We start from the raw sequence: 21,651 nt of genomic DNA, 5'->3' as shown, positions 1-21,651 counted from the left end.
CGTGGGAGTCGAACGCCATGCCCCTGCTGGAGCCCAAGCCGGAGAGCCTGCGTCCCGGCACGGCCCGCGCCGCGTCCGCGGACCGGGTGCCCGACGCCGGGGCCACGGGGACCCCCGAGCCGCTGCGGGCCGGCCTGACCGCGCTGCTGGGCCCGGACAAGGTCCTCTGGAAGATCTCCGACCTGGTGAAGTACGCCTCCGACGCCAGCCCCTACCGGTTCGTGCCACAGGTCGTCGTGCTCCCCGAGAACGCCGACGACGTCGCCGCGGTGCTGGCGTACGCGCGCGACCACGGCCGCCACGTCGTCTTCCGCGCCGCCGGCACCAGCCTGAACGGCCAGGCCCAGGGCGAGGACATCCTCGTCGACGTGCGCCGCCACTTCACCGGCATCGAGGTCCTGGACAACGGCGCACGGGCCCGCATCCGCCCCGGCACCACGGTGGTGCGGGCCAACGCGACCCTCGCCCGGTACGGCAGGATCCTGGGGCCCGACCCGGCCAGCGCCATCGCCTGCACGGTCGGCGGCGTCGTCGCCAACAACGCCTCCGGCATGACCGCGGGCACCACCCGCAACTCGTACCGCACGCTGGCCTCGCTGACCTTCGTGCTGCCGAGCGGCACCGTCGTCGACACCGCCGGCCCGCACGCGGACGAGACGCTGGCCCGGGCCGAACCGGAGCTGTGCGCGGGGCTGCTGGCGCTCAAGGCGGAGATCGATGAGGACCGGGCCCTCACCGCCCGGATCCGGGCCAAGTACGAGATCAAGAACACCAACGGCTACCGGCTGGACGCCTTCCTGGACGGCGCCACGCCCGTTGAGATCCTGCGCGGGCTCATGGTCGGGTCCGAGGGCACCTTCGGGTTCATCTCCGAGGTCGTGTTCGACACCCTGCCGCTGGACCGCGAGGTCTCCACCGGACTGCTCTTCTTCCCCTCGCTGACCGCCGCCGCGGCGGCCGTCCCCCTCTTCAACGAGGCCGGGGCGATCGCCGTCGAGCTGATGGACGGCAACACGCTGCGCGCCTCGGTGAGCGTGCGGGGCGTCCCGGCCGACTGGGCAGGTCTGCCGCGGGAGACGGCGGCCCTGCTGGTCGAGTTCCGGGCCCCCGACGAGGCGGGGCAGGAGGCCTTCGAGCGGGCGGCGGCCGCGGTCGTCGAGCGGCTGGACCTGGTCGCGCCGGTCGCCTCGGTGACCAACGAGTTCACCCGCGACGCCAAGGTGATCTCCGGCTACTGGAAGGCCCGCAAGGCCTTCGTCACCGCGGTCGGCGGCTCCCGCCCGGCGGGCACCACCCTGATCACGGAGGACTTCGCCGTCCCGCCGTCCCGGCTGGCCGACGCCTGCGGGGAACTGCTCGCGCTCCAGGCGGAGCACGGCTTCGACGCCGCCGTCGCCGGTCACGCCGCCCACGGCAACCTGCACTTCCTGCTCGCCTTCGACGCGTCCAAGGCCTCCGACGTCGACCGGTACGCGGCGTTCATGGACGACTTCTGCCGGATGACCGTGGAACGGTTCGACGGGTCGCTGAAGGCGGAACACGCCACCGGGCGCAACATCGCCCCGTTCCTGGAGCTGGAATGGGGGCCCGGGGCGACCGAGTTGATGTGGCGCGTCAAACAGGTCATCGACCCCGGGGGCGTACTGGCGCCCCGGGTCGTCCTCGACCGTGACCCGAAGGCCCATCTGCGCGGGCTCAAGACGATCCCCGGGATCGAACCGGTCGCCGACCCCTGCATCGAGTGCGGCTTCTGCGAACCCACCTGCCCCAGCCACGACCTGACGACCACCCCGCGCCAACGCATCGTGCTGCGCAGGGAGATGCTGCGCCAGCCGGACGGCTCGCCGGTGGCGGAACAACTCCTCGCCTCCTACGGCTACGACGCCGTCGAGACCTGCGCGGGCGACTCCACCTGCGCGATCGCCTGTCCGGTCGGCATCGACACCGGCGCCCTGATGAAGGACTTCCGCCACCGCAGGCACTCGCCGCGCGAGGAGCGGATCGCCGCCCTCACCGCCAAGCGGTTCAAGACCGTCGAGGCGTCCGCCCGCCTCGCGGTCGGCGCGGCCGGGATGATCAGCGACCGGCTGCTGGCGGCCGCCACCGGCCTCGCCCGCCGGGCGGTGCGACCCGACCTGGTGCCCGAGTGGCTGCCGGAGATCCCGGGCGCCGCCGCCCGCACCGCACCGCCCACCACCCGCGCGGGAGCGAGCGCCGTCTACTACCCGGCCTGCGTCAACCGGATCTTCGGCGGACCCGGGGGCGACGGCGCCCCCTCGCTCCAGCAGGCCGTGGTCGACGTCTGTGCCCGGGCCGGCCGCCCGGTGTGGATCCCCGACGACGTCGCCGGGACCTGCTGCTCGACGATCTGGCACTCCAAGGGCTACCCGGACGCCAACACCGTGATGGCCAACCGGGTCGTCGAGGCCGCCTGGGCCTGGACCGACGGCGGACGGCTCCCGCTCGTCGTCGACGCCTCCTCCTGCACGCTGGGCCTCCGGCACGAGGTCGTCCCCCGCCTCACGCACGCCAACCGGGAACTGCACGAGCGCCTGAAGGTGATCGACTCCGTCGTGTGGGCCGCCGAGGAACTGCTGCCGCGGCTGACGATCCGCCGTAGAACCGGTTCGGCGGTGCTGCACCCGACCTGCTCGATGCAGCACCTGGGCGACGTGGACCAGTTGCGCGCGGTCGCCGACGCCGTCGCCGACGAGGTCGTCGTCCCGGACGACGCCGGATGCTGCGCCTTCGCCGGCGACCGCGGCATGCTGCACCCGGAGCTGACGGCCTCGGCGACGGCGAAGGAGGCCGCCGAGGTGACCTCGCGCCCGTACGACGCCCACCTGTCCGCCAACCGCATGTGCGAGATCGGCATGGACCGCGCGACCGGCCGCGCGTACCACTCGGTCCTCATCGAGCTGGACCGGGCGACCCGCCCCTGAGGCAGCTCACCGACGGTGGCGGGTGCCCGGCTAGGAGGTCCGCCGTGCCTGGTAGACCGAGTCGTAGATGGGGAAGACGTGCCGCAGGCCGGTCAGCGCGAACAGTTGTTTGGTGTTGGCGTCGGTGATGACCAGCTTCAGTTCGCCGTGCACCGACTGGACCCGCTTGAGGGCGCCGACCAGCACGCCCAGCCCCATGGAGTCGATGAACGCCACCGCGCGCAGATCGACCACGAACCGACGGTGCCCGTCCGCCAGTCGCTCGATCATGTACTGCTTGATCGTCGGCACGGTGTACACGTCCACCTCTCCACGGATCTCCACGATGGTCCAGTCCCCGACGCCGCTGTGGTTGATCTCGACGGGAGGTTCCATACGTACTCAACGGCATGCCCTGGGCAGAGGTCGCTCCGCACATTCGTTCTGCATATGCGCTGAGCCGGTGCTGTCCCCCCGACCTGCGCGATCGGCCGTCGGCGCCCCTCGTACCGGCTCCCTCGGCCGCCTCGGCTCCCGCGTGCGCGTTCCGCCATTCGGGCCCATCCTGGAAGCCGGGCCACGAAGCCCACAGACCGACCCACCGGGAGGTCCTGTGATTCTGCTCGCGCTGCTCCTGCCAGTCGTGATGATGGCCTTCCTGTTCGCCGCGGACGCGCTCGAAGACCTGATCTTCCCGCCCCCGGCAACCCCGGACGAGGACGCCCCGGCCGGGGACGTCGCCCGGACGACGTCCCCCTGAGCCGGGTCAGGCGGCGCGGCGCTCGCCCACCGGCCTGCGGCGCAGCTCCGGCCGCTGCAGCGCCGGCGGCACGAAGACCTGGTCCAGGGTGCCGACGTCGGTGCCGGGCGGCACGATCTCGTCGATCCGGTCCAGGAGGTCGTCGTCGAGCGCGACGTCGAGGCCCGCGAGCAGGTCGTCGAGGTGCGCCATGGTGCGCGGTCCGACGATCGCGCTGGTCACGCCGGGGTGGGCGATGGTGAACGCCATGGCGAGGTGGGTCAGCGGCAGGCCCGCCTCGGCGGCGAGCGGGACGAGCCGTTCGACGGCGTCGAGACGGCGCTCGTCGTCGAGGTGCCGGACGAGCCCGGCGCGGCGCAACTCGTTCCGCCCGCCCTTGCGCACCCGCCCGGTCAGCAGTCCCTGCCCCAGCGGACCCCACACCAGGGTGCCCAGCCCGTGGCGCCGGGCGACCGGCAGCACCTCGCGTTCGATGCCGCGGTCGAGCAGCGAGTACGGCGGCTGCTCGGTGTGGAACCGGACCAGGCCGCGCCGCTCGGCGACCCACTGCGCCTCGACCAGGTCGGAGGCCGGGGTGGTGGAGGTGCCGATCGCCCGGACCTTGCCGCTGCGGATCAGGTCGGAGAGCACGGAGAGCGTCTCCTCGACATCCGTGCCGGGATCCCGGCGGTGGATCTGGTAGAGGTCGATGTGGTCGGTGCGCAGGCGGCGCAGCGAGTTCTCCACGGCGGTCGTGATCCAGCGTCGCGAGGCGCCCCGCTCGTTGGGATCGTCCCCCAGGGGCCGGCCCACCTTGGTCGCGAGGACGACACGGTCGCGCCGCCCCTCGATCGCCTTGCCGACGACCTCCTCGGAGTCGCCGTAGACGTCGGCGGTGTCGATCAGGTTGATCCCGGCGTCCAGCGCCTTGTGGATGATGCGGGCCGAGTCGTCGGGGTCGGGATTGCCGACCGAGGTGGCGAACATCAGGGCGCCGAGCGCGTACGGGCTGACCCTGATGCCCGTGCGGCCGAGCGTGCGGTACTGCATGGCAGTCCTGCCTTTCCTCGTGGAGGGACCCGGGCAGCGCGCGCGGCACCGGCGGACACCGGGCCGGCGAACCCGGCGGCCCCCAGCGTGCGGCGCCCCCGGCCGCGGCGGGAGAGACGTCCTCGTCCAGGGACCGGCCGTCCCTGGCTGCGGGGGACGGCGCGAGGCATGGTGGACGGGTGGACAGAACCGAGCTGGCCGACTTCCTGCGCCGCTGCCGCACTCGACTCGCCCCCGCCGACGTGGGCCTCCCCAGGGGTGCGCGGCGCCGCACCCCCGGACTGCGCCGTGAGGAGGTGGCGCAGCTGGCGGGCATGTCCACCGACCACTACACCCGGCTGGAGCAGGCCAGAGGATCGCGCCCGTCCCGCCAGATGCTCGCCGCCGTCGCCCGCGCGCTGCGGCTGACCGAGGACGAACGGGACCACCTCTTCCACCTGGGCGGCGAGGAGCCCTCGCACCACCGCACCCCCACGGACCACGTCCGCCCGGGCCTGCTCCTCATCCTCGACCGGCTGACCGACGTCCCCGCCCGGGTGGTGAGCGACCGCGGTGACGTCCTCGCGCAGAACGCGATGAGCAAGGCGCTGCACGGAGACGCCGCCGCCGGGCCCGAGGCTGAGCACAACGTCGTCTGGCGCTTCTTCACGGACCCGGCGGCGCGGGATCACTTCCCGGCCGAGGACCACGACCGGGCCGCCCGCGCGGCGGTGGCGGACCTGCGCGCCACCCTGGCCCGCCGCCCGGACGACCCGCGGCTGAAGGCACTCGTACGACGGCTGCGCGCCCGGAGCGAGGAGTTCTCGGCGCTCTGGGACCACCACGAGGTCGCCGTGCGCCGTGCCGACGTCAAACGCTTCCTGCACCCGGTCGTCGGCCTGCTGGAGCTGGACTGCGAGGTGCTGCTGAGCCCCGAGCACGACCAACGGCTCGTGGTCTACACCGCTCGCCCGGGCAGCGAGTCCCACGAGCGGCTGGAACTGCTGCGCGTGGTCGGCCTCCAGGACCTGACCCGCGGCTGAACGCGTGTCCGTCGGCGGGGCGGGACCGCCCACGGCCGGGCGGTGGGACGGCTCCGGTCAGGGTGCCAGAGACCAGCGCGGTGACACTCCGGCGAACCGGCACACGAGGAAGTACAACGGGATCGGCGCGGTGTAGGGCGAGTCCCCGTCGGGGCCGTGGACCAGGCGCGGACCGGCCACCTGCCCGGCCGGCCGGGCCCGCGTCCAGGACGGGTCGCCGACGGCGTAGTGGGCGCCGGCGGGCCACGCGATCCCGATGTCGGATCCGGAGGGGACGATCCACCACCAGCGCCCCTCGTCGGCGAACACACAGCCCGCACGGGGGAGCCGGTCCAGGATGCGTTCACCGTCGGACGCGGAGGTGCCCACGGCGTCGTGTCCCAGGCCTGCGCGGAGACCGGCGGGCAGGCTCAGCCGGGCCGGGCCCGGGCGGCGCGGGCGGGGCGGGCGGGCGGTGCCGGACGAGCACGAGCGGTCACGCACCGTGGCCGCGGACGGACGTGGATCACGGGTGTGCTGCAGGTCCATGGGGGGTGGTCCTCTGGCCGCGACGGGCGCCGGGAGAACGTTGTCGGTCGAGACCGTCCCCGGGAGCGGGCGTGGTCGCCGACAGGACGGTCCCGGTCGCCGGTCGAGGAATGCGGGTCGGGAAGGGCGTGGGGCGGTGAAGCCACTGTGTCATCCGTCAACAACGGTGCGCAACCGCCAAGTTGAAAATTGCAGCCCCCACGTTGCATGCTCCTGCGGCGGGGACGACGCCCGTGACAGACTGGCGTGTCCGGGCCCGGGCGCGGGACGGCGAAGGGGAGACGGTGTGACCGCGGAGACCGATTGGGGCGGTGCCCCCTCCGTGCTGCGGATGATCCTCGGCAGACAGCTGGAGGAGCTGCGCACCCGCGCCGGTCTCACGTTCGAGCAGGCCGGTGAGGCGATCGGGGTGAGCCACTCCACGATCCGCCGGCTGGAGGCGGCGAAGGTGGGCCGGCTGCGCCTCCCGGACGTGGAGAAGCTGCTCCAGGTCTACGGGGTCCGCGACCAGCAGGAGATCGACACCTTCCTCAAGTCGGCGCGCGAGGCGAACAAACGGGGCTGGTGGCACACCTACCGCGACGTCATGCCGGACTGGTTCGCGGCCTACCTGAGCCTGGAACAGGCGGCCCTGCACATCCGCGCCTACGAGGCGGGATTCGTGCACGGACTGCTGCAGACCCCGGCCTACGCGCGGGCCCTGCTGAGCGCGGGCAATCCGCACGCCTCCGCCGTGGACACCGAGCGGCGGGTCGCCCTGCGCATGCGGCGCCAGGAGATCCTCACCCGCCCCTGTCCGCCCCGCCTGTGGGTCGTGATGGACGAAACGGTCCTGCGCTGGCCGGTCGGCGGCACCGACGTGATGCGGCAGCAGGTGGACCATCTGATCGAGGTGGGCCGGCTGCCCCATGTGACCCTCCAGATCATGCCGTTCGCGGGAGGCCCGCACCCCGCCCTGCGGGCCGGCGCCTTCGACCTCTTCCGGTTCCGGGCCCCCGAACTCCCCGACATCGTCTACCTCGGCGGGCTGGTGGGCGCCGTCTACCTGGACAAGGGCGACGACGTGGTGGTCTACCGCGAGGCCCTGGACCGCCTGGGCGCCCAGGCGGTGCCCGCCCGGGGCACCGAGGAACTCCTCGGCGCGCTGCGCAAGGAGCTGTGAGGACTTCCACCCGTACCGCACAACCCCACGGAGAAAGGCGAACGATGTCCGACAGCGGATGGCCGGCCGACCGGATCGACACCGAACACGCGCACTCGGCCCGGATCTACGACTACATCCTGGGCGGGAAGGACTACTACCCCGCCGACCGGGAGGCGGGTGACGCGATGGCCCGGGAATGGCCCGCGCTCCCCGTGCACATGCGCGCCAACCGGGACTGGATGAACCGCGCGGTGCGCTGGCTGGCCGAGGAGGCGGGCATCCGCCAGTTCCTCGACATCGGCACGGGCATCCCCACCTCCCCCAACCTGCACGAGATAGCCCAGTCGGTGGCCCCCGAGTCCCGGGTCGTCTACGTGGACAACGACCCGATCGTCCTCACCCTCTCCCAGGGGCTGCTGTCCAGCACGCCCGAGGGCCGCACGACCTACATCGAGGCGGACTTCCAGCACCCGGAGGCGGTCCTCGAATCCGAGGAGTTCCGCAAGACGCTGGACCTGACCAGGCCCGTGGCGCTCACCGTGATCGCCATCGTCCACTTCGTCCTGGACGAGGACGACGCGGTCGGCATCGTCCGCCGCCTCCTGGAGCCCCTGCCCGCGGGAAGCCACCTGGCCATGACCATCGGCACCGCCGAGTTCGCCCCCGACGAGGTGGGCCGGGTCGCCCGCGAGTACGCGGCCCGTGACATGCCGATGCGGCTGCGGACCATCGACGAGGCCCACGAGTTCTTCGAGGGGCTGGAGTTGGTCGAGCCGGGCATCGTCCAGGTCCACAAGTGGCGTCCGGACGGCACCGGCGAGCAGGGCATCCGGGACCAGGACATCGCGATGTACGGGGCGGTGGCCCGCAAGCCGTGACGGTCCGCGCGTCCGGCGTCGGGCGGCCGGGTCAGATCACGCGGAACAGGTCCGCGGCGGCGTGGACGTCGGTGAAGTCCTCGACGGAGCGGAGGTTGTCGCACAGTGCCGCGAGCACCGAGCCGGCCGCCGCGACGCGCGGGGCGCCGATGCCCACGCCGAAGACCCGGAAGCCCAGCCGGCGCTTGGCGTCGTTCCAGTCCCGCATCCACGCCTCGGTGACGCCGCAGTCGTCGTCGGTGAGCATCACGATGTCGCCCCGGGTGCGGGCGGCGGCGGCGAACTCCTCCTCCAGCAGTTCGCGCGCCGCCGACAGGGGCCGCTGGTAGCTGGTGCCGCCGCCGAGGAAGGTCTCCGCGAAGTCGAGGGTGCGGCCGAGGCCGGCGGGCGCGCCGGCCGGGAAGCGGAAGACCCGGAGCTTGTCGGCGGCGGAGAACACGATGCCGACGAAGTCGCGTCCCGCGTGGCGGGCCTGGTCCAGCAGGGCCAGCGCACAGGCCTTCGCCCACGCCTCCCGGGTGATGCCGCCGGGACCCGCCTCGTACATGGAGTGCGAGGTGTCCACGCACGCGATGACGGCGCCCCGGCCGGTGGCCCGTTCGCCCTGGCTGTCGTAGAGCATCAGCTCCCCGGCGGCGTAGCGCGCGGCGAACACCGCGCGCAGTTCCGGCAGTCCAAGGTGCGCCAGCTCGGACGGGACGACCCGGGAGAGGTCGTCGCCGAGCGTCACCCCGATCAGCTCACCGGTCGCGTTCTCCACCTTGCGGGCCCGTTCCCCGTCGGCCATCTGCCGGAAACGGCCGATCAGTTCGGCCCACTCGGCGAGCCGTCCGGCGCGCAGCCGCTCGGCCAGCCGGGCGCGCTCGTCGAAGGACATCCGCTCCAGTTCGCCGGAACCGACGCCCCAGGCCCGCACCAGCGCGGCCTCCTGCCGCGCGGCCGCCGCCGACGCCGCCACCGCCCCGCGTGCGGCGGCACGGACACCGGGCACCGCCGCCGCGAGCGACCGGGCGGCGTCCGCCGCGGCCCGCCTCGCGGCGGCCTCCGCTTCCTCGGCCGCCCGTCGTACGGCGTCGGCCGCCGGTGCCGGGACGCTGCCGTCCTCGTCGGCCTCGTCGGCGGCCTGCCGGAGCGCCTCGGCCACGGCCTCGGCCGCGTCCTCGGCCGCCCGGCCGGCCCGGTCCGCCCGCTCGTCGCGGTCCCGGGCGGCGCGGGAGTCGTCCAGCATCCGGCGCAGCGCGGTGCCCTGGGCCAGCACGGCCATGGCGGCGGCGTACGGGTCGCCGACCGTCTCCCGGTGCAGCTCGGCGAAGTCCGGTGACTCCAGGAGCGCGGTGACGATGCGGTGGTTGACCAGTCGGGAGGGCGCCATCGCGGTCGGCTCGCGCAGCCGCGGAGCGGCCTTGTACGCGGCCAGGAAGGCGTCGGTCAGGAGGTCGTCGGCGTGCGCGTGGCGCTCGCCCAGGTCCGTGGCCAACTCGCGCAGCGCGGCCGACTGCTCGTAGGTGTCGCGCCAGGCGATGCGGTCGAAGCGGTCCGCGACCACGGCTCCGGTGTGCGGGACGGGGGCGGCGGCCGGCCGGGCCAGCCAGGTCCCGGCCAGATCCGCCAGAGCGCCGAGCCGGTCCGCCGGTCCGCCCGCGCCTTCGCCGACGGTGCCGCCCGCGTCCCTGCTCGCGCCCTCGTCCACGGTGCCGTCCTGGGCCGCGCTCAGAGCTGGGCCTGCACGGTGCTCGCGTCCACGCCGAGGGCCTCGGTGAGCACCCGGGCGCGCACGGCGCGCTGACGGCCGGTGACCCGGTCGATCGCGGTGGTGGAGCGGCCCGCGCCCACCGCCTCCGCGCGCAGCCGCTCCAGCCGCTTGCCCGCCGTGGCCAGCTGGTTGTGGGCCTTCTTGATGACCCACTCGCTGAGCGCCTCGCGGGACTGCCCGGCCATCGCGTCGAGCTGGGCCTCCAGCTCCTCGATGGTGTCGGCGAGGTCGAGGGCCTCCTTGGCGTCCGGGTTGACCAGGTGCAGCACCTCGCGTTCGACGGTGGGGCGTTCGGCGGGGGAGTCCCACAGCACGTGGGTCAGCACCGACAGATCGCCCTCGGCGACCGAAGCGCGTCCGTCGAGGTACGCCGATGCCTGGAGCAGCCCCACCGCCTGCCGCCAGCGGCGGTCGGAGGCGATCAGCTCCTTGCGGCGCAGGGCGGCCCGCAGCGTGCACACCGCGTCCACGATCCCGTCGGGCACCGCCACCGCGGGGACGTCCTCGGCCACCGCGTGCTGCAGCGCGGCCAGGTCCACGGTGGTCCGCCTCGGCGCCGCCGGGCGGCTGACGGCGGAGCGGACCAGGGCGGCGAAGTTGGAGGGGTCCTCCAGGTACTTGACCTCGATCCGCACCAGCAGCCGGTCGTAGATCGCGGCCGAGTCCTCGCCGTCGGGCAGCTCATTGCTCGCGGTGATGGCGCCGATGAGGGGGCAGCGCACTGGCTCGCCGCCGCTCTCGGGGTGGTAGATCCGCTCGTTGAGGTAGCCCAGCGTCTCGTTCAGCGCCGCCGTGGAACACTTGAAGATCTCGTCGATGAACGCGACGTGCGCGGTGGTGGCGCGTCCTTCGTAGACCTGGCGGTACTCCCCGCGCGCCAGCGCGGCCACGTCGATCGGTCCGAACATCCTCGTCGGCGCGGTGAACTTGGACAGCAGGATCTCCCAGTAGGACGCCCCCACGATCCGGCCGGTGAGTTCCCGGGCCAGCTCCGACTTGGCCGTTCCCGGCGGGCCGAGCACCAGCGAGTGCTGACCGGCCAGCAGCGTCACCAGCAGCGTCCGCACGACGTCGGCCCGCTCGAAGAAGCGCTCCGACAGCTCGTCGCCGATCGCCCGGAGCCGCTGGGCCGTGTCCGGTGCGGCCGGTGCCTCCGGCAGGTCCTGTGGGCCCATGGCCGACTCCTCCTGTGGCGGTCCTGGCGGGGCTGGCGGAGCAGAGCCTATCCCGCATGAACGTCCACCCGGTCAGGAGGTGGTCGGCCAGGTCCGCAGCAGGGCGTCCAGGGCGTCGAGGATCTCCGTCCAGCTCTCCTGCGAGTCGGGGGCGCTGTGGCGGAAACTCCCTGCCGCCTCCAGCGTGACGTAGCCGCTGAAGACGCTGCCCAGCAGCCGCACGGCATGCGTCTGGTGCGGTTCCGCCAGGTGGTACCCGCGCAGGATCGCCCGCGACATCTGGGAGTGCCGCACACCGGCGCTGGAGGCCGCCGCCCGAGCGTCGAGGGGGAACCGGGCGGCGGTGAAGCGTCCCGGGTGCTCCAGGGCGTAGTCGCGGTAGACGTTCGCGAACGCGGTCAGCGCGTCCTTGCCGGCCCGGCCGGCCACCGCCTCGGAGGCCCGGTCGGCCAGCTCCTCCAGGGCGAACAGCGCGATCCCGGTCTTGAGGGCGTGGGCGTTCTCCACGTGCGAGTACAGGCTCGCCGTCTTGACCCCGAACCGCCGGGCCAGCTCCGTCGGAGTGGTGCGCTCGAAGCCGATCTCGTCGGCCAGCTCGGCCCCGGCCCTGATCAGACCCTCGGTCGTCAGCCCTGCCCGAGCCACACCCGTCCTCCGCATCGATCACCGGCAGCCGTCGCCTCGTCCACCCGGCGGCCGCGGCCTCGTCCACCCCGCAGCCGGGCAAGATTATGAGCTTGCCTAACACCATTAGGCAAACTCTGCGTCCCGGTATTCACGGGCCGCGGTCATCAGGTCGTTCAGAGCGTCCCTGGTGCGAACCAGGTCGGCGATGTGCTCGGAGAGCCTGTCGCGCTCCTGCGCCATCCGCTCCAGCGCGGCGTCGGAATTGCCCGCGCTGGGCGCGTCGACGCACGGCAGCAGTTCGGCGATGGTGCGGCTGGACAGGCCCGCGGCGTACAGCCGCTGGAGGAACCGGACCCGCTCGACCTCGTGCTCGGTGTACTGGCGCTGGCCGCCGGCGCTGCGCGTGCTGGCCAGCAGCCCCTGGTCCTCGTAGTAGCGCACCGACCGGACGCTGACTCCGGCCCGCGACGCCACTTCTCCGATGCGCATGCCCTGCTCCCTGCTGTGATCCGCGGCACAATTCCTTGCCTCTGACGTCACTGTCAGGTTCTAGCGTAGCCGCAGTGCCCGGGATCCGGGCCCGCCAACGGCGAGGACGATGAAGGAGTCCTGACATGACGTCCCTGTTCGACAGTTACCGGCTCGGCGACCTGACGCTGCCCAACCGGATGGTGATGGCCCCGATGTCACGCGTGCGTGCCGCCGAAGGCGGACTGGCCACGCCGTCGATGGCCGCCTACTACGCCCAGCGGGCCACGGCCGGGCTGATCGTCTCCGAGGGGGTGCAGCCGAGCCTGGTCGGGCAGTCCAACCCCGGGACGCCCGGGCTGCACACCGACGAGCAGGTCGCCTCGTGGCGCCCCGTCACGGCCGCCGTGCACGCCAACGGCGGACGGATCTTCGCCCAGATCATGCACGGCGGCCGCGTCTCGCACCCCGACACCACGGGGACGACACCGGTGGGGCCCTCCGCCGTCCCGGCCGTCGGAGAGGTGTTCACCCCGACCGGCCCGCAGCCCGTGCCGATGCCGCGCGCCCTGGAGACCGCCGAAGTGCCGGAGCACGCGCGGTCCTACGCGCTCGCCGCCCGCCGCGCCGTCGACGCGGGCTTCGACGGAGTCGAGCTGCACGGCGCCAACGGCTACCTCATCTCCCAGTTCCTCTCCTCCAACGCGAACCTGCGCACCGACCGGTACGGAGGCTCGGTGGCCAACCGGATCCGCTTCGCCGTCGAGGCCGTGTCCGCGACCGTCGAGGCCGTCGGCGCCGTCCGGACCGGCATCCGCCTCTCGCCCGCGGGGACGTTCTGGGGCGTCGAGGAGACCGACGTCGCCCGGCTCTACACCGAGCTGCTGACCGAGCTGTCGCGCCTGGAGATCGCCTACGTGCACATCGAGGCCACCGCCGACGAGGACCTGCTGGTCGGTCTGCGGCGCGTCTGGCCCGGCACGCTCGTCATGAACCCGGTGCTCCCGATGGGCCCCAAGCAGACCGGACGCGAGGACGCCGACCACTGGCTCGGGCTCGGGGCGGAACTCATCAGCTTCGGCCGCGGCTTCATCGCCAACCCCGACCTGGTCGAGCGGCTGCGCGCCGGCCTGCCCGTGGCGCCGGTGGACGAGGCCACGTACTACCAGGGCGGTGACGCCGGCTACCTGACCTACCCGGCCTACCAGCACACGGCCTGACGCAGGCCCCGGGGGCGGTGCAACGGTGCCGTTAGCATGTTCGAACTCGTGACGATCCGTACGAGCGGCCTCTGCGTCCGACCCCTAGCAAACGGGCAAAACAATTGAACCCCCTACCCACCCGAATACCCTCGCGAAGAGACCGCGGCGCCCTGCGCGCCGCGGTGCGGCGGCCGCGGGTCCTGCTGTGGACCGCGGCCGGTGCGGTGACCCTCGGTTTCCTCGTCGCGCTGGAATTCGCCGCGCGCCACTACGGTGTGCGGGGCCCGATCACCGAGCAGGCGCGGGAAGTGGTCTTCGCGCCCGACTCGGGCCCGCTGCTGTACGCCGGCCTCGCCCTGACGATGGTGGTGCTGACCTGGCGGCAGCGCCTGGTCGCGGCCGGCGCCGCGATCGGCATCGACGTCGTCTTCTGGCTGGTGCGCTGGGCGGTCGGAGCCGACATGAACTTCGGCAACGGCGCACTGTGGGTGGTCCTGTGCTGTGCGGTCGTCGCCGTGACGCGGCGGCGGGGCGGCGAGCGCGCCCTGCTGCTCAAGGGTGTGGGGCTGGGGCTGCTCCTGGTGGCCGGGCACAAGACGGGTGACACCTGGCTGCTCATCACCTCGGAGACCCGCAAGACGGTGCTCGACCCGTACGTGGCCACCGCCGACCAGGCGCTGGGCAACCCTTCGTGGCTGGTCGGGCGGTTCGTCGAGGCCACCGAACCGGTCGGCGACCACGTGCTCCACCTCGTCTACGGCCAGCTGCCCCTGGCCGCCGCCCTCGTCGGGCTGTACCAGCTGCGTCACGTGGCGGTGGAGCGCCGGTTCCCCAGCCACCACCTCGTGCGCACCTTCCTCGTCATCGGCCTGCTGGGCCCCGCCGTCTACATGATCTTCCCGGTCGTCGGACCGGTCTTCGCCTACGGGGCCGACGGCGGCCAGTGGGCGGTGGCCGACCTCTGGCCGCACACCCTGCCGCCGGGCGGCGCGCCGCACGCGATCCCCTTCGACGACATCACCCCCCGCAACTGCATGCCCAGCCTGCACACGGCGTGGGCCACGACGCTGTTCCTCCATTCCCGCAAGGGCTCCCGGGCGATGCGGTTCGCGGGCACGTTCTGGCTGGTCGCCACCCTCACCGCGACGCTCGGCTTCGGCTACCACTACGGCGCCGACCTCGTCGCCGGCGTGGTCTTCGCGCTCACGGTCGAGACCGCGATGCGCGCGTTCGCGCGGGGCTGGGACCGCGGGGCCGTCCGGCTGGTCGTCCACGGCGCGGCGGTGTTCTCCGTGCTGCTGGTGTCGTACCGGTACCTGCCGGTGGAGATGGCCGAGCACCCGTGGGCGGCCGGGCCGCTGCTCGTCCTCGCGATGGCCTCCGTGATCCTCGGCCACGTGCGGACCACCCGGCGGTGGGAGGCACAGGCCGTGCCGGTGCGGCAGCCGGAGCCGCCGCACCCCGCGGAACCGCAGCCCGAGCCGGTGTGACACCGGACCGGGGCTACTTGAAGTAGTGGCCCTGCTCCAGGTCCTCGACGAGCCCGGGCTGGACCGGCTGCCACCCCAGCAGCTCACGGGTCAGGGCACTGGAGGCGGCACGGTTGTCCGCGAGCGGGCCCGCCAGCCAGCCGAAGTGGGCACCGGCCTCCGTCGCCGGGACCGACACCACCGGCAGGTCCAGCTGCCGGCCGATCACCTCGGCGAGGTCCCGCACGGGCAGGCCCTCCTCCGCGACGGCGTGCAGCGTCGAGCCCGCGGGGGCCTTCTCCAGCGCGAGGCGGAACGCCCGTGCGGCGTCCAGACGGTGCGCGGCCGACCAGCGGTTGGCACCGTCGGCGATGTATCCGGACACGCCCTTGGCGCGGGCGATCCCGATGAGGGCCGGGACGAATCCGTTGTCCCCCTCGCCGTGGTTGGTCGGCGCCAGCCGCACCACGGAGGAGCGGACGCCGCGCTCGGCGAGGGAGAGCGTCAGTTCGGCGGTGGCGGCACGCACGTGCGCGGCTTCGCCCCGGGCGGCCGCGGCCGGGTCCGGGTCGTGGCCGTCGCGCTCGGTCGCCACGTGGCCGTCCATGGCAGGGGTTCCGGACGCGATCGTGAACGGCCGGTCGGAGCCCGCGAGCGCCTCGCCGATCACCTCGACGGCCCGCCGGTCGGCCTCTCCGGCGCCCTTGAAGTCCCCCGAGAACGCGATGTCGTGCTTGAAGGCCAGGTGCACCACCCCGTCCGAGTCGGCCGCGGCGGCCCGCAGGACGTCGAGGTCGTCCAGGGTGCCCCGGACCACCTCGGCCCCGGCCGCGGTGAGCGCCTCGGCCGAGGCGTCCGAGCGGGCGAGCCCCACGACCTGGTGACCCGCTCCGATGAGCTCGGGAACGACGGCTGAGCCGATCCAGCCGGAGGCGCCGGTGACGAAGACACGCATGAGAATCCTCCAGATATGTCCGCAGGTGCGTCCTGCGTGGCGACCGCCGGCCCGCCCGGCGCGGACACGTGCGCCGGGCGCACGGCGCCGGACCTTCGATGACAGCCGCTGTCATCGACAGTAGCACGCGATGTCAGTCACTGTCGTAGCCTGCGCCGCGGTCGCGCCGCCTGTCGCGGGACGCATCAGCCCGAGGCCGTCGCCCGGTTTCCGCTCCGCGAATCGACGGGAGGGCGCTCACCCCGTAGGCGCCAGCGCCGCCCCTCGTCCGCCGAGGGCTGTCGAGAACTGGTCCGTGACCTGGGCCAGGGCGTCGGCCGCGGCGGGTGCGACGACCGTCGCTCCGTCGTCGCCGACGGTGATGTCCTTGTCCAGCGTGAACCAGCCGGGAACGATGTGCAGCGCCCCCATCGAGCTGAGTACCGGGCGCAGCGCGTAGTCGATGGCCAGCACATGGGCCGTACTGCCGCCGGTGGCCAGCGGGAACACCGTCTTGCCGGCCAGGGCGTACTGCGGAAGCAGGTCGAGCAGTGTCTTGAGCAGCCCCGAGTAGGCGGCCTTGTACACCGGGGTGCCGATCACCACCCCGTCCGCCCGCTCGAACAGGGCGGCAACTTCGATGATCGCCGGGTGGCGGAAGTCGGCGCCCAGCAGGGCCTGCGCGGGCAGCGTGCGCACGTCCAGCGGCGTGACGTCGTGACCGTGCAGGCGCAGCCGGTCGTCCAGGTGGCGCAGCAGGCGGGCGGTGCGCGAGGTGGGGGAGGGGCTTCCGGAAACGGACAGGACGGCGGCCATGCGGTCACCCTTTCGTGGTCGGGGTTCGAAGGGGGCGGCGGTCACGGGACTCACCAGGCGCTCGTCGCCACGGCGACCGGCGGCACCAGTTCGTTGCGCAGGGTCTCCAGGAAGGACACGATCTCGGCGGCCACCGAACGGTGCTGCACGTCGTTGAGGACGTCGTGGCGGGCGCCCCGGACCACCGAGAGGCGGGCCCGGTGCAGCGACTCGGCCGTGCGGACGAGGGCGTCCCGGTCCGCGAGCGGGTCCGCGTCGCCGACCAGGAACAGCGCGGGCATGCCGAGTTGGGTGTCGTACGCGGCCGCGAGCAGCGCGTCCGGCAACGCCCGGCCCAGCGATCCGCGCCCCACCTCGGTGTCGTCGCTCAGCGTGCCGCGGTGGACGGGGCAGGAGGTGCGCACGTCGAGTTCCTCGTCCCAGCCGCCGAAGCCGGGGGCCGTACGGCCGGGCAGCCCGGCGAGGACGACGGCGTCGGGCCGCCGTCCGCCGGGCAGGGTCCCGGTCCGCCCGAGGTGCACGGCGAGCGCGGCGGCGCCCGCGTCCGCGCCCAGCAGCACCAAGGGTTCCGTGACGCCCTCGGACCCCGCGGTGCCGTCGACCGCCTCCGCCAGCAGGGCGCCGAAGCGGGTGAGCGCGGCATCGGTGCCGTCGGACGCCCCGGCGCCGGTGGCCGCCAGGTCCGGCGCGTCGACGACGCGGACGCGGTAGGCGTCGGCCGCGAGTCGGGCCGCGAGCCGTCCGTACGTCGTCCGGGTCTCGCCGCGGCCGGGCACCACGACGACCGTGCCGCGGGTGCGCAGGCCCTCGGGGGCGTGGTGGTCGGTGTGGTCGCTCATGCCAGACTCCTGGGGGTGCGGGCGGAGCGCGGGCCGCCGGAGCTGTGCCGGTTGGCCGGGACCGGCAGGCCGAGGTTGCCGCGCAGCGTGTCGGCCTCGTACTCGGTGCGGAACAGGTCCCGCTGCTGCAGGATCGGCACCACGCCGTCGACGAAGAGGTCCAGTTCGTCCTGGGTGCGGAAGGCGAGGTTGATCCCGTCGAAGGCGCCGGCGTCGAACCACCGCTCGATCGTGTCGGCCACCGTCTTCGGCGCACCGACGAAGGGGGAGCGGCGGAACTCGGCCACGGACTGGGCGACCTGACGCAACGTCAGGTTCTCTTTGCGTGCCCGTTCGATGATCTTCGCCGCGCCCGTCCGGCCGCCCTTCTCGGCGAGATGGGCGACGTCCGGGAACGGGGCGTCCAGGTCGTGCACGCTGAAGTCGTACGCACCGAAGGAACGGCCGAGCAGCGCCAGATGACGGTCGAAGTCGTTGTCCTCCTCGAAGATCTCCCGCTCGCGGCGCCTGGCCGCCTCGTCGGTGGCGGCGACGATCGGATCCCCGTGGATGAAGATCTTGATGTGTTCTGGGTCCCGGCCAAAGGAGGCGGTCCGCTTCTTGACGTCGGCGTAGTACTCCTGGGCCTGCTCCAGCGACCCGCCCGGCGCGTAGACGCCCTCGGCGACCCGTGCGGCCAGGTCCCGGCCCTCCTCGGACACGCCCGCCTGGAAGACGACCGGCTGGCCCTGGGCGGAACGCGAGATGTTCAGCGGTCCGGCGACCTTGAAGTGCTCGCCCTCGTGGTTGAGTTCGTGCAGCCGGGACGGGTCGAGGAAGACGTTGCGCGCTACGTCCGCCGGGAAGGCGTCGTCCTCGTAGGAGTCCCACAGGCCGCGGGCGACCTCCACGAACTCCAGGGCTCGGCCGTACCGGGTGGCGTAGTCGAGGTGCTCGTCCAGCCCGTAGTTGCGCGAGGTCCCGGTGTCGAAGCTGGTCACGACGTTCCAGCCGGCCCGGCCGCCGCTGATGAGGTCCAGCGAGGCGAAGCGGCGGGCGAGGTTGAAGGGGGAGTTGTACGTCGAACTGGCGGTGCCCACCAGGCCGATGTGCCGGGTGTGGGTGGCCACCGCCGACAACAGGGTCAGCGGCTCCAGCCGGTTGAGGTAGTGCGCCGGGTAAGTGGCGTTGATGAACTGGCTGTCGACGATGAACAGGGCGTCGAACAACGCGTGTTCGGCCGCCTGGGCCTGCTTGATGTAGTAGTTGATGTCGATGCTGGCGTTCTTGGCGACCCGGGGGTCCTTCCACAGGCCGTGCTGACCGGGACCGCCGACTCCGTAGGGGTGCAGGGCGAGATGGATCCTTCGGGACATGGTCGTCTCCTGTCTGTGGTGAAGAGGCATGTGACGTGGGGCGCGCCGGGGTCAGGCCGGCAGCAGGGCACGCAGGGCCGCGCGCTCGGCACGGTCGGCGCCGACGCCGCGCAGCGTCGGCGCCGAGCCGACCAGCAGCCGGGTGTAAGGGTGCTGCGGGCGGCCCACCACGTCACGTGCGGCGCCGACCTCGACCAGCTCTCCCCGGTACAGCACGGCGATGCGGTCCGCGACACCCGCCACGGACCCGAGGTCGTGGGAGATGAAGAGGAGGGCCACTCCGCTCGCCCGCAACTCCTTGAGGATCTCCAGGACCTGGACCCGGTTGGCGGAGTCGAGGGCGCTGACCGGTTCGTCGAGGACGACCAGCCGGGGTTCGGTGACCAGCGCGCGGGCCACCGCGATCCGCTGGCGCTGACCGCCGGACAGCTCGCCCGGAAGCCGGTCGAGCAGGTCCTCGGCCAGCCGCACGCGCGGCAGGAAGGCCCGCACCCGCGCCGCCGCCTCCGGCCGGCCCGTGCCCCGCACCAGCAGCGGTTCGGTCAGGGACGCCTCGACGGTGAGGTCCGGGTCGAGGCTGCGCAGCGGGTCCTGGAAGACGTACTGGACCACCCCGCGGCGACGCAGTTCGCGCCACTGCCGTGCGCTGTGGGCCGTGACGTCCTCGCCGTCGACGACCACGGACCCGGCGCCGGGTCGCACCAGGCCGAGGACGGTGCGGGCCAGCGTGGACTTGCCCGAGCCCGTCTCGCCGATGAGACCGACCGTCTCACCCGGCGCCACGCTCAGCGAGACGCCGTGCAGGGCCCGGCGGCGCCCGCGCCGCCCGCCGTAGTGGACGTCGAGCCCGGTGACCTCCAGGACCAGGCGGGTGCCGGTGCTCACGCCTCCTCCTTCGGTGCGATCGGTGCGATCAGTTCGGCCGGTGCGGCCGGTGGGGGCGGTGCGGCCGGTGCGGTCTGTTCGAGGAACCGCTCCAGCCCGTACTGCTCGTGCTCGCTGATCAGCAGCCGTGTGTAGGCGTGCCGAGGGTCGTCCAGGACCCTGCGGGTCGGTCCCTGCTCGACCACCTCGCCCTGCCGCATCACCAGCACCTCGTCGCACAACCGCGCCACCACCGCCAGGTCGTGGGAGACGACGACGAGCGCGAGCCCGGCCCGGTCGCGCAGGTCGGCGAGGAGGTCGAGGATCTCCGCCTGCACGGTGACGTCCAGGGCGGTGGTGGCCTCGTCGGCGATGAGGATCCGCGGGTCCGCGGCGACGGCGGCCGCGATGAGCACGCGCTGGAGCATGCCGCCGGACAGCTCGAAGGGGTACTGGTCGTGGACCAGTTCCGCATCCCGCAGGTGCACCGCCCGCAGCAGGGCGAGGACCCGCTCGCGGGCCGCACGGCGCCCGAGTCCCTTCTTGACCCGGACGACCTCCGCGAGCTGCCGGCCGATCCTCAGCGAGGGATTGAGGTAGGAGGCCGGGTCCTGGAAGACCGCGCCGATCGTGGCCCCGCGCAGCGCGGTCCACCGCGCCGGCGTGAGCGTCGCGATGTCGGTGCCCCCGATCTCGATCGAGCCCGCGGTGACCTCGAAGTGGGCGGGCAGGATGCCCAGCGCGGCCCGGCAGGTGAGCGTCTTGCCGCTGCCGGACTCGCCGACGATGCCCACCACCTTGCCCGGAGTCAGGTCGAAGCTCACCCCGTGCACGATCTCGCGCCCGTCGCTGCCGTCGGCGATCCGCACCTCGCGCAGGGAGAGCAGGGGCACGGCGGGGCCGGGCGGGTCGGCGGGGCCGGGTGAGCCGGTCCCGGGCTCCTCGGCCCGGGTGAGAAGCCTCTCGGACACGGTGGTCATCACGCACCTCCGGCGGGAGCGGGTTCGGTGGGTTCGGTCCGGCCGGTGCGGGCTCCGCGGCCCTTGAGCAGGGCGCGCCCCGCCTCGCCGGACACGTCGCGGATGGCGTCCGCGAGCAGATTGCCCGCCCAGACGGTGACCATGATCAGCAGCGCCGGGGTCAGCGGCGCCCAGGGCCGGTGGGCGAGGTAGCCGAGGTCCGAGGCGAGCAGGCCGCCCCAGGTCGGCTCCGGCGGCTGTACGCCGATGCCCAGGAAGGTCAGGCTCGACACGATGACGAAGCCGGTGCCGATGGTCTGGGCGAAGGCCACCGCGATCGGCGGCAGCACCTTGGACCAGACGTGGCGCCGCACGACCCAGCCGACCGACGCGCCGGAGATCAGCGCCGCCTCGACGTACTGCGAGCGGGCCACGGCCAGGGTGGCGGCGCGGGACACCCGGTAGAAGAGGGGTGACACCAGCACGCCGGTCACCAGCATCGCCTGCGTCAGCCCGTTGCCGAGCAGCGCGATCACGGCGACGGCGAACAGCAGGAAGGGCAGCGCCACGAGGGTGTCGGCCAGCCGCAGGGTGATCCACTCGAAGGCCCGGCCCAGGTACACCGACAGGATCCCGGGGACCACCCCCACGACCAGTGCGGTGAGCGCGACCTCCAGGGCGCCGAGCACACTGACCCGGGAGCCGTCGAGGAGCCTGCTCAGCACGTCCCGGCCGAGGTAGTCGGTGCCCAGCCAGTGCGCGCCGGACACGCCGGCGAGCGGGTGGTCGCTGGTGGCCAGCGGATCCTGCGGCGCGAGCAGCGGGCCGAGGACCGCGAGCAGCGCGACCACCGTGAGTACGGCGACGGCGACACGGCCGGAGGTGAGGGCGAGGACGCGGCGCACCAT

Annotated in this window: 21 protein-coding genes; 7 read left to right on the top strand and 14 right to left on the bottom strand. The window is 73.3% G+C overall.

All coding sequences use genetic code 11. The features are described from left to right. The first annotated feature begins 17 nt into the window (after window positions 1-17). Window positions 18-2,942, top strand: coding sequence for an FAD-binding and (Fe-S)-binding domain-containing protein (locus K7854_RS16320; RefSeq protein ID WP_226027233.1), 2,925 nt, complete (start codon window positions 18-20; stop codon window positions 2,940-2,942). A 30-nt stretch (window positions 2,943-2,972) separates the two neighbouring features. Here K7854_RS16320 and K7854_RS16315 read toward each other — a convergent pair whose 3' ends face one another. Beyond that, window positions 2,973-3,317, bottom strand: a complete 345-nt coding sequence (locus K7854_RS16315) for an STAS domain-containing protein (protein WP_226027232.1) — start codon at window positions 3,315-3,317, stop codon at window positions 2,973-2,975. 217 nt (window positions 3,318-3,534) lie between these two features. Here K7854_RS16315 and K7854_RS16310 point away from each other — a divergent pair, with 217 nt between their 5' ends. Further along, window positions 3,535-3,681 (top strand): hypothetical protein, encoded by a 147-nt coding sequence (locus tag K7854_RS16310; protein WP_226027231.1) that lies wholly within the window; start codon window positions 3,535-3,537, stop codon window positions 3,679-3,681. Between the two features lie 6 nt (window positions 3,682-3,687). Here K7854_RS16310 and K7854_RS16305 read toward each other — a convergent pair whose 3' ends face one another. Next, window positions 3,688-4,710, bottom strand: coding sequence for an aldo/keto reductase (locus K7854_RS16305; RefSeq protein WP_226027230.1), 1,023 nt, complete (start codon window positions 4,708-4,710; stop codon window positions 3,688-3,690). 179 nt (window positions 4,711-4,889) lie between these two features. Between K7854_RS16305 and K7854_RS16300 the strand changes: the two genes are divergently transcribed. After that, window positions 4,890-5,732, top strand: a complete 843-nt coding sequence (locus K7854_RS16300; RefSeq protein WP_226027229.1) for a helix-turn-helix transcriptional regulator — start codon at window positions 4,890-4,892, stop codon at window positions 5,730-5,732. 57 nt (window positions 5,733-5,789) lie between these two features. Here K7854_RS16300 and K7854_RS16295 read toward each other — a convergent pair whose 3' ends face one another. Further along, window positions 5,790-6,260: a hypothetical protein gene (locus K7854_RS16295; RefSeq protein WP_226027228.1), complete on the bottom strand. Its 471-nt coding sequence runs from the start codon at window positions 6,258-6,260 to the stop codon at window positions 5,790-5,792. A gap of 286 nt (window positions 6,261-6,546) precedes the next feature. On the opposite strand from K7854_RS16295, the gene K7854_RS16290 reads away from it, so the two are divergent. Together K7854_RS16290 and K7854_RS16285 are read left to right on the top strand one after the other, a co-directional pair. Continuing rightward, window positions 6,547-7,422, top strand: a complete 876-nt coding sequence (locus tag K7854_RS16290) for a Sco1979 family transcriptional regulator (protein WP_226027227.1) — start codon at window positions 6,547-6,549, stop codon at window positions 7,420-7,422. A 44-nt stretch (window positions 7,423-7,466) separates the two neighbouring features. Further along, entirely contained in the window at window positions 7,467-8,282 is an 816-nt protein-coding gene (locus tag K7854_RS16285) for an SAM-dependent methyltransferase (protein ID WP_226027226.1), read from the top strand. Window positions 8,283-8,313: 31 nt separating this feature from the next. On the opposite strand, the gene K7854_RS16280 is transcribed toward K7854_RS16285, so the two are convergent. From K7854_RS16280 to K7854_RS16265, 4 genes are all read right to left on the bottom strand, one after another. Further along, a complete protein-coding gene (locus K7854_RS16280; protein ID WP_226027296.1) occupies window positions 8,314-9,894 on the bottom strand; it encodes a VWA domain-containing protein in 1,581 nt (526 codons plus the stop codon). 98 nt (window positions 9,895-9,992) lie between these two features. Then, window positions 9,993-11,210 (bottom strand): AAA family ATPase, encoded by a 1,218-nt coding sequence (locus K7854_RS16275; protein ID WP_226027225.1) that lies wholly within the window; start codon window positions 11,208-11,210, stop codon window positions 9,993-9,995. A gap of 72 nt (window positions 11,211-11,282) precedes the next feature. Then, window positions 11,283-11,855: a TetR/AcrR family transcriptional regulator gene (locus tag K7854_RS16270; protein WP_226027224.1), complete on the bottom strand. Its 573-nt coding sequence runs from the start codon at window positions 11,853-11,855 to the stop codon at window positions 11,283-11,285. A gap of 105 nt (window positions 11,856-11,960) precedes the next feature. Beyond that, window positions 11,961-12,326 carry a MerR family transcriptional regulator gene (locus K7854_RS16265; protein ID WP_226027223.1) on the bottom strand — a complete coding sequence of 122 codons (366 nt, stop codon included), beginning with the start codon at window positions 12,324-12,326 and terminating at the stop codon, window positions 11,961-11,963. Window positions 12,327-12,451: 125 nt separating this feature from the next. On the opposite strand from K7854_RS16265, the gene K7854_RS16260 reads away from it, so the two are divergent. After that, on the top strand, window positions 12,452-13,525 hold the full coding sequence (locus tag K7854_RS16260) for an alkene reductase (RefSeq protein WP_226027222.1): 1,074 nt from the start codon (window positions 12,452-12,454) through the stop codon (window positions 13,523-13,525). Between the two features lie 164 nt (window positions 13,526-13,689). Then, window positions 13,690-14,997, top strand: a complete 1,308-nt coding sequence (locus K7854_RS16255; RefSeq protein ID WP_226027221.1) for a phosphatase PAP2 family protein — start codon at window positions 13,690-13,692, stop codon at window positions 14,995-14,997. Between the two features lie 13 nt (window positions 14,998-15,010). On the opposite strand, the gene K7854_RS16250 is transcribed toward K7854_RS16255, so the two are convergent. The 7 genes from K7854_RS16250 to K7854_RS16220 form a co-directional block, all read right to left on the bottom strand. Continuing rightward, window positions 15,011-15,931 (bottom strand): SDR family oxidoreductase, encoded by a 921-nt coding sequence (locus tag K7854_RS16250; protein WP_226027220.1) that lies wholly within the window; start codon window positions 15,929-15,931, stop codon window positions 15,011-15,013. A gap of 237 nt (window positions 15,932-16,168) precedes the next feature. Next, window positions 16,169-16,726 carry an NADPH-dependent FMN reductase gene (gene ssuE / locus K7854_RS16245; protein WP_226027219.1) on the bottom strand — a complete coding sequence of 186 codons (558 nt, stop codon included), beginning with the start codon at window positions 16,724-16,726 and terminating at the stop codon, window positions 16,169-16,171. Between the two features lie 50 nt (window positions 16,727-16,776). Then, window positions 16,777-17,565, bottom strand: coding sequence for a serine aminopeptidase domain-containing protein (locus K7854_RS16240; protein WP_226027218.1), 789 nt, complete (start codon window positions 17,563-17,565; stop codon window positions 16,777-16,779). Next, window positions 17,562-18,920 (bottom strand): NtaA/DmoA family FMN-dependent monooxygenase, encoded by a 1,359-nt coding sequence (locus K7854_RS16235; RefSeq protein WP_226027217.1) that lies wholly within the window; start codon window positions 18,918-18,920, stop codon window positions 17,562-17,564. Before K7854_RS16235 ends, K7854_RS16240 begins: the two co-directional genes overlap by 4 nt. Window positions 18,921-18,971: 51 nt before the next feature. Next, entirely contained in the window at window positions 18,972-19,805 is an 834-nt protein-coding gene (locus tag K7854_RS16230) for an ABC transporter ATP-binding protein (protein ID WP_226027216.1), read from the bottom strand. After that, window positions 19,802-20,764 (bottom strand): ABC transporter ATP-binding protein, encoded by a 963-nt coding sequence (locus K7854_RS16225; protein ID WP_226027215.1) that lies wholly within the window; start codon window positions 20,762-20,764, stop codon window positions 19,802-19,804. Before K7854_RS16225 ends, K7854_RS16230 begins: the two co-directional genes overlap by 4 nt. Continuing rightward, complete coding sequence (locus K7854_RS16220) at window positions 20,764-21,651, bottom strand: ABC transporter permease (protein ID WP_226027214.1); 888 nt, start codon at window positions 21,649-21,651, stop codon at window positions 20,764-20,766. Before K7854_RS16220 ends, K7854_RS16225 begins: the two co-directional genes overlap by 1 nt.

The sequence above is a fragment of the Streptomyces hyderabadensis genome, from assembly GCF_020404845.1.
GTDB classification, from domain to species: Bacteria; Actinomycetota; Actinomycetes; order Streptomycetales; family Streptomycetaceae; genus Streptomyces; species Streptomyces hyderabadensis.
Note: the sequence above shows the minus strand (reverse complement) of the source record. Positions and strands in the feature narration are given on the sequence as shown.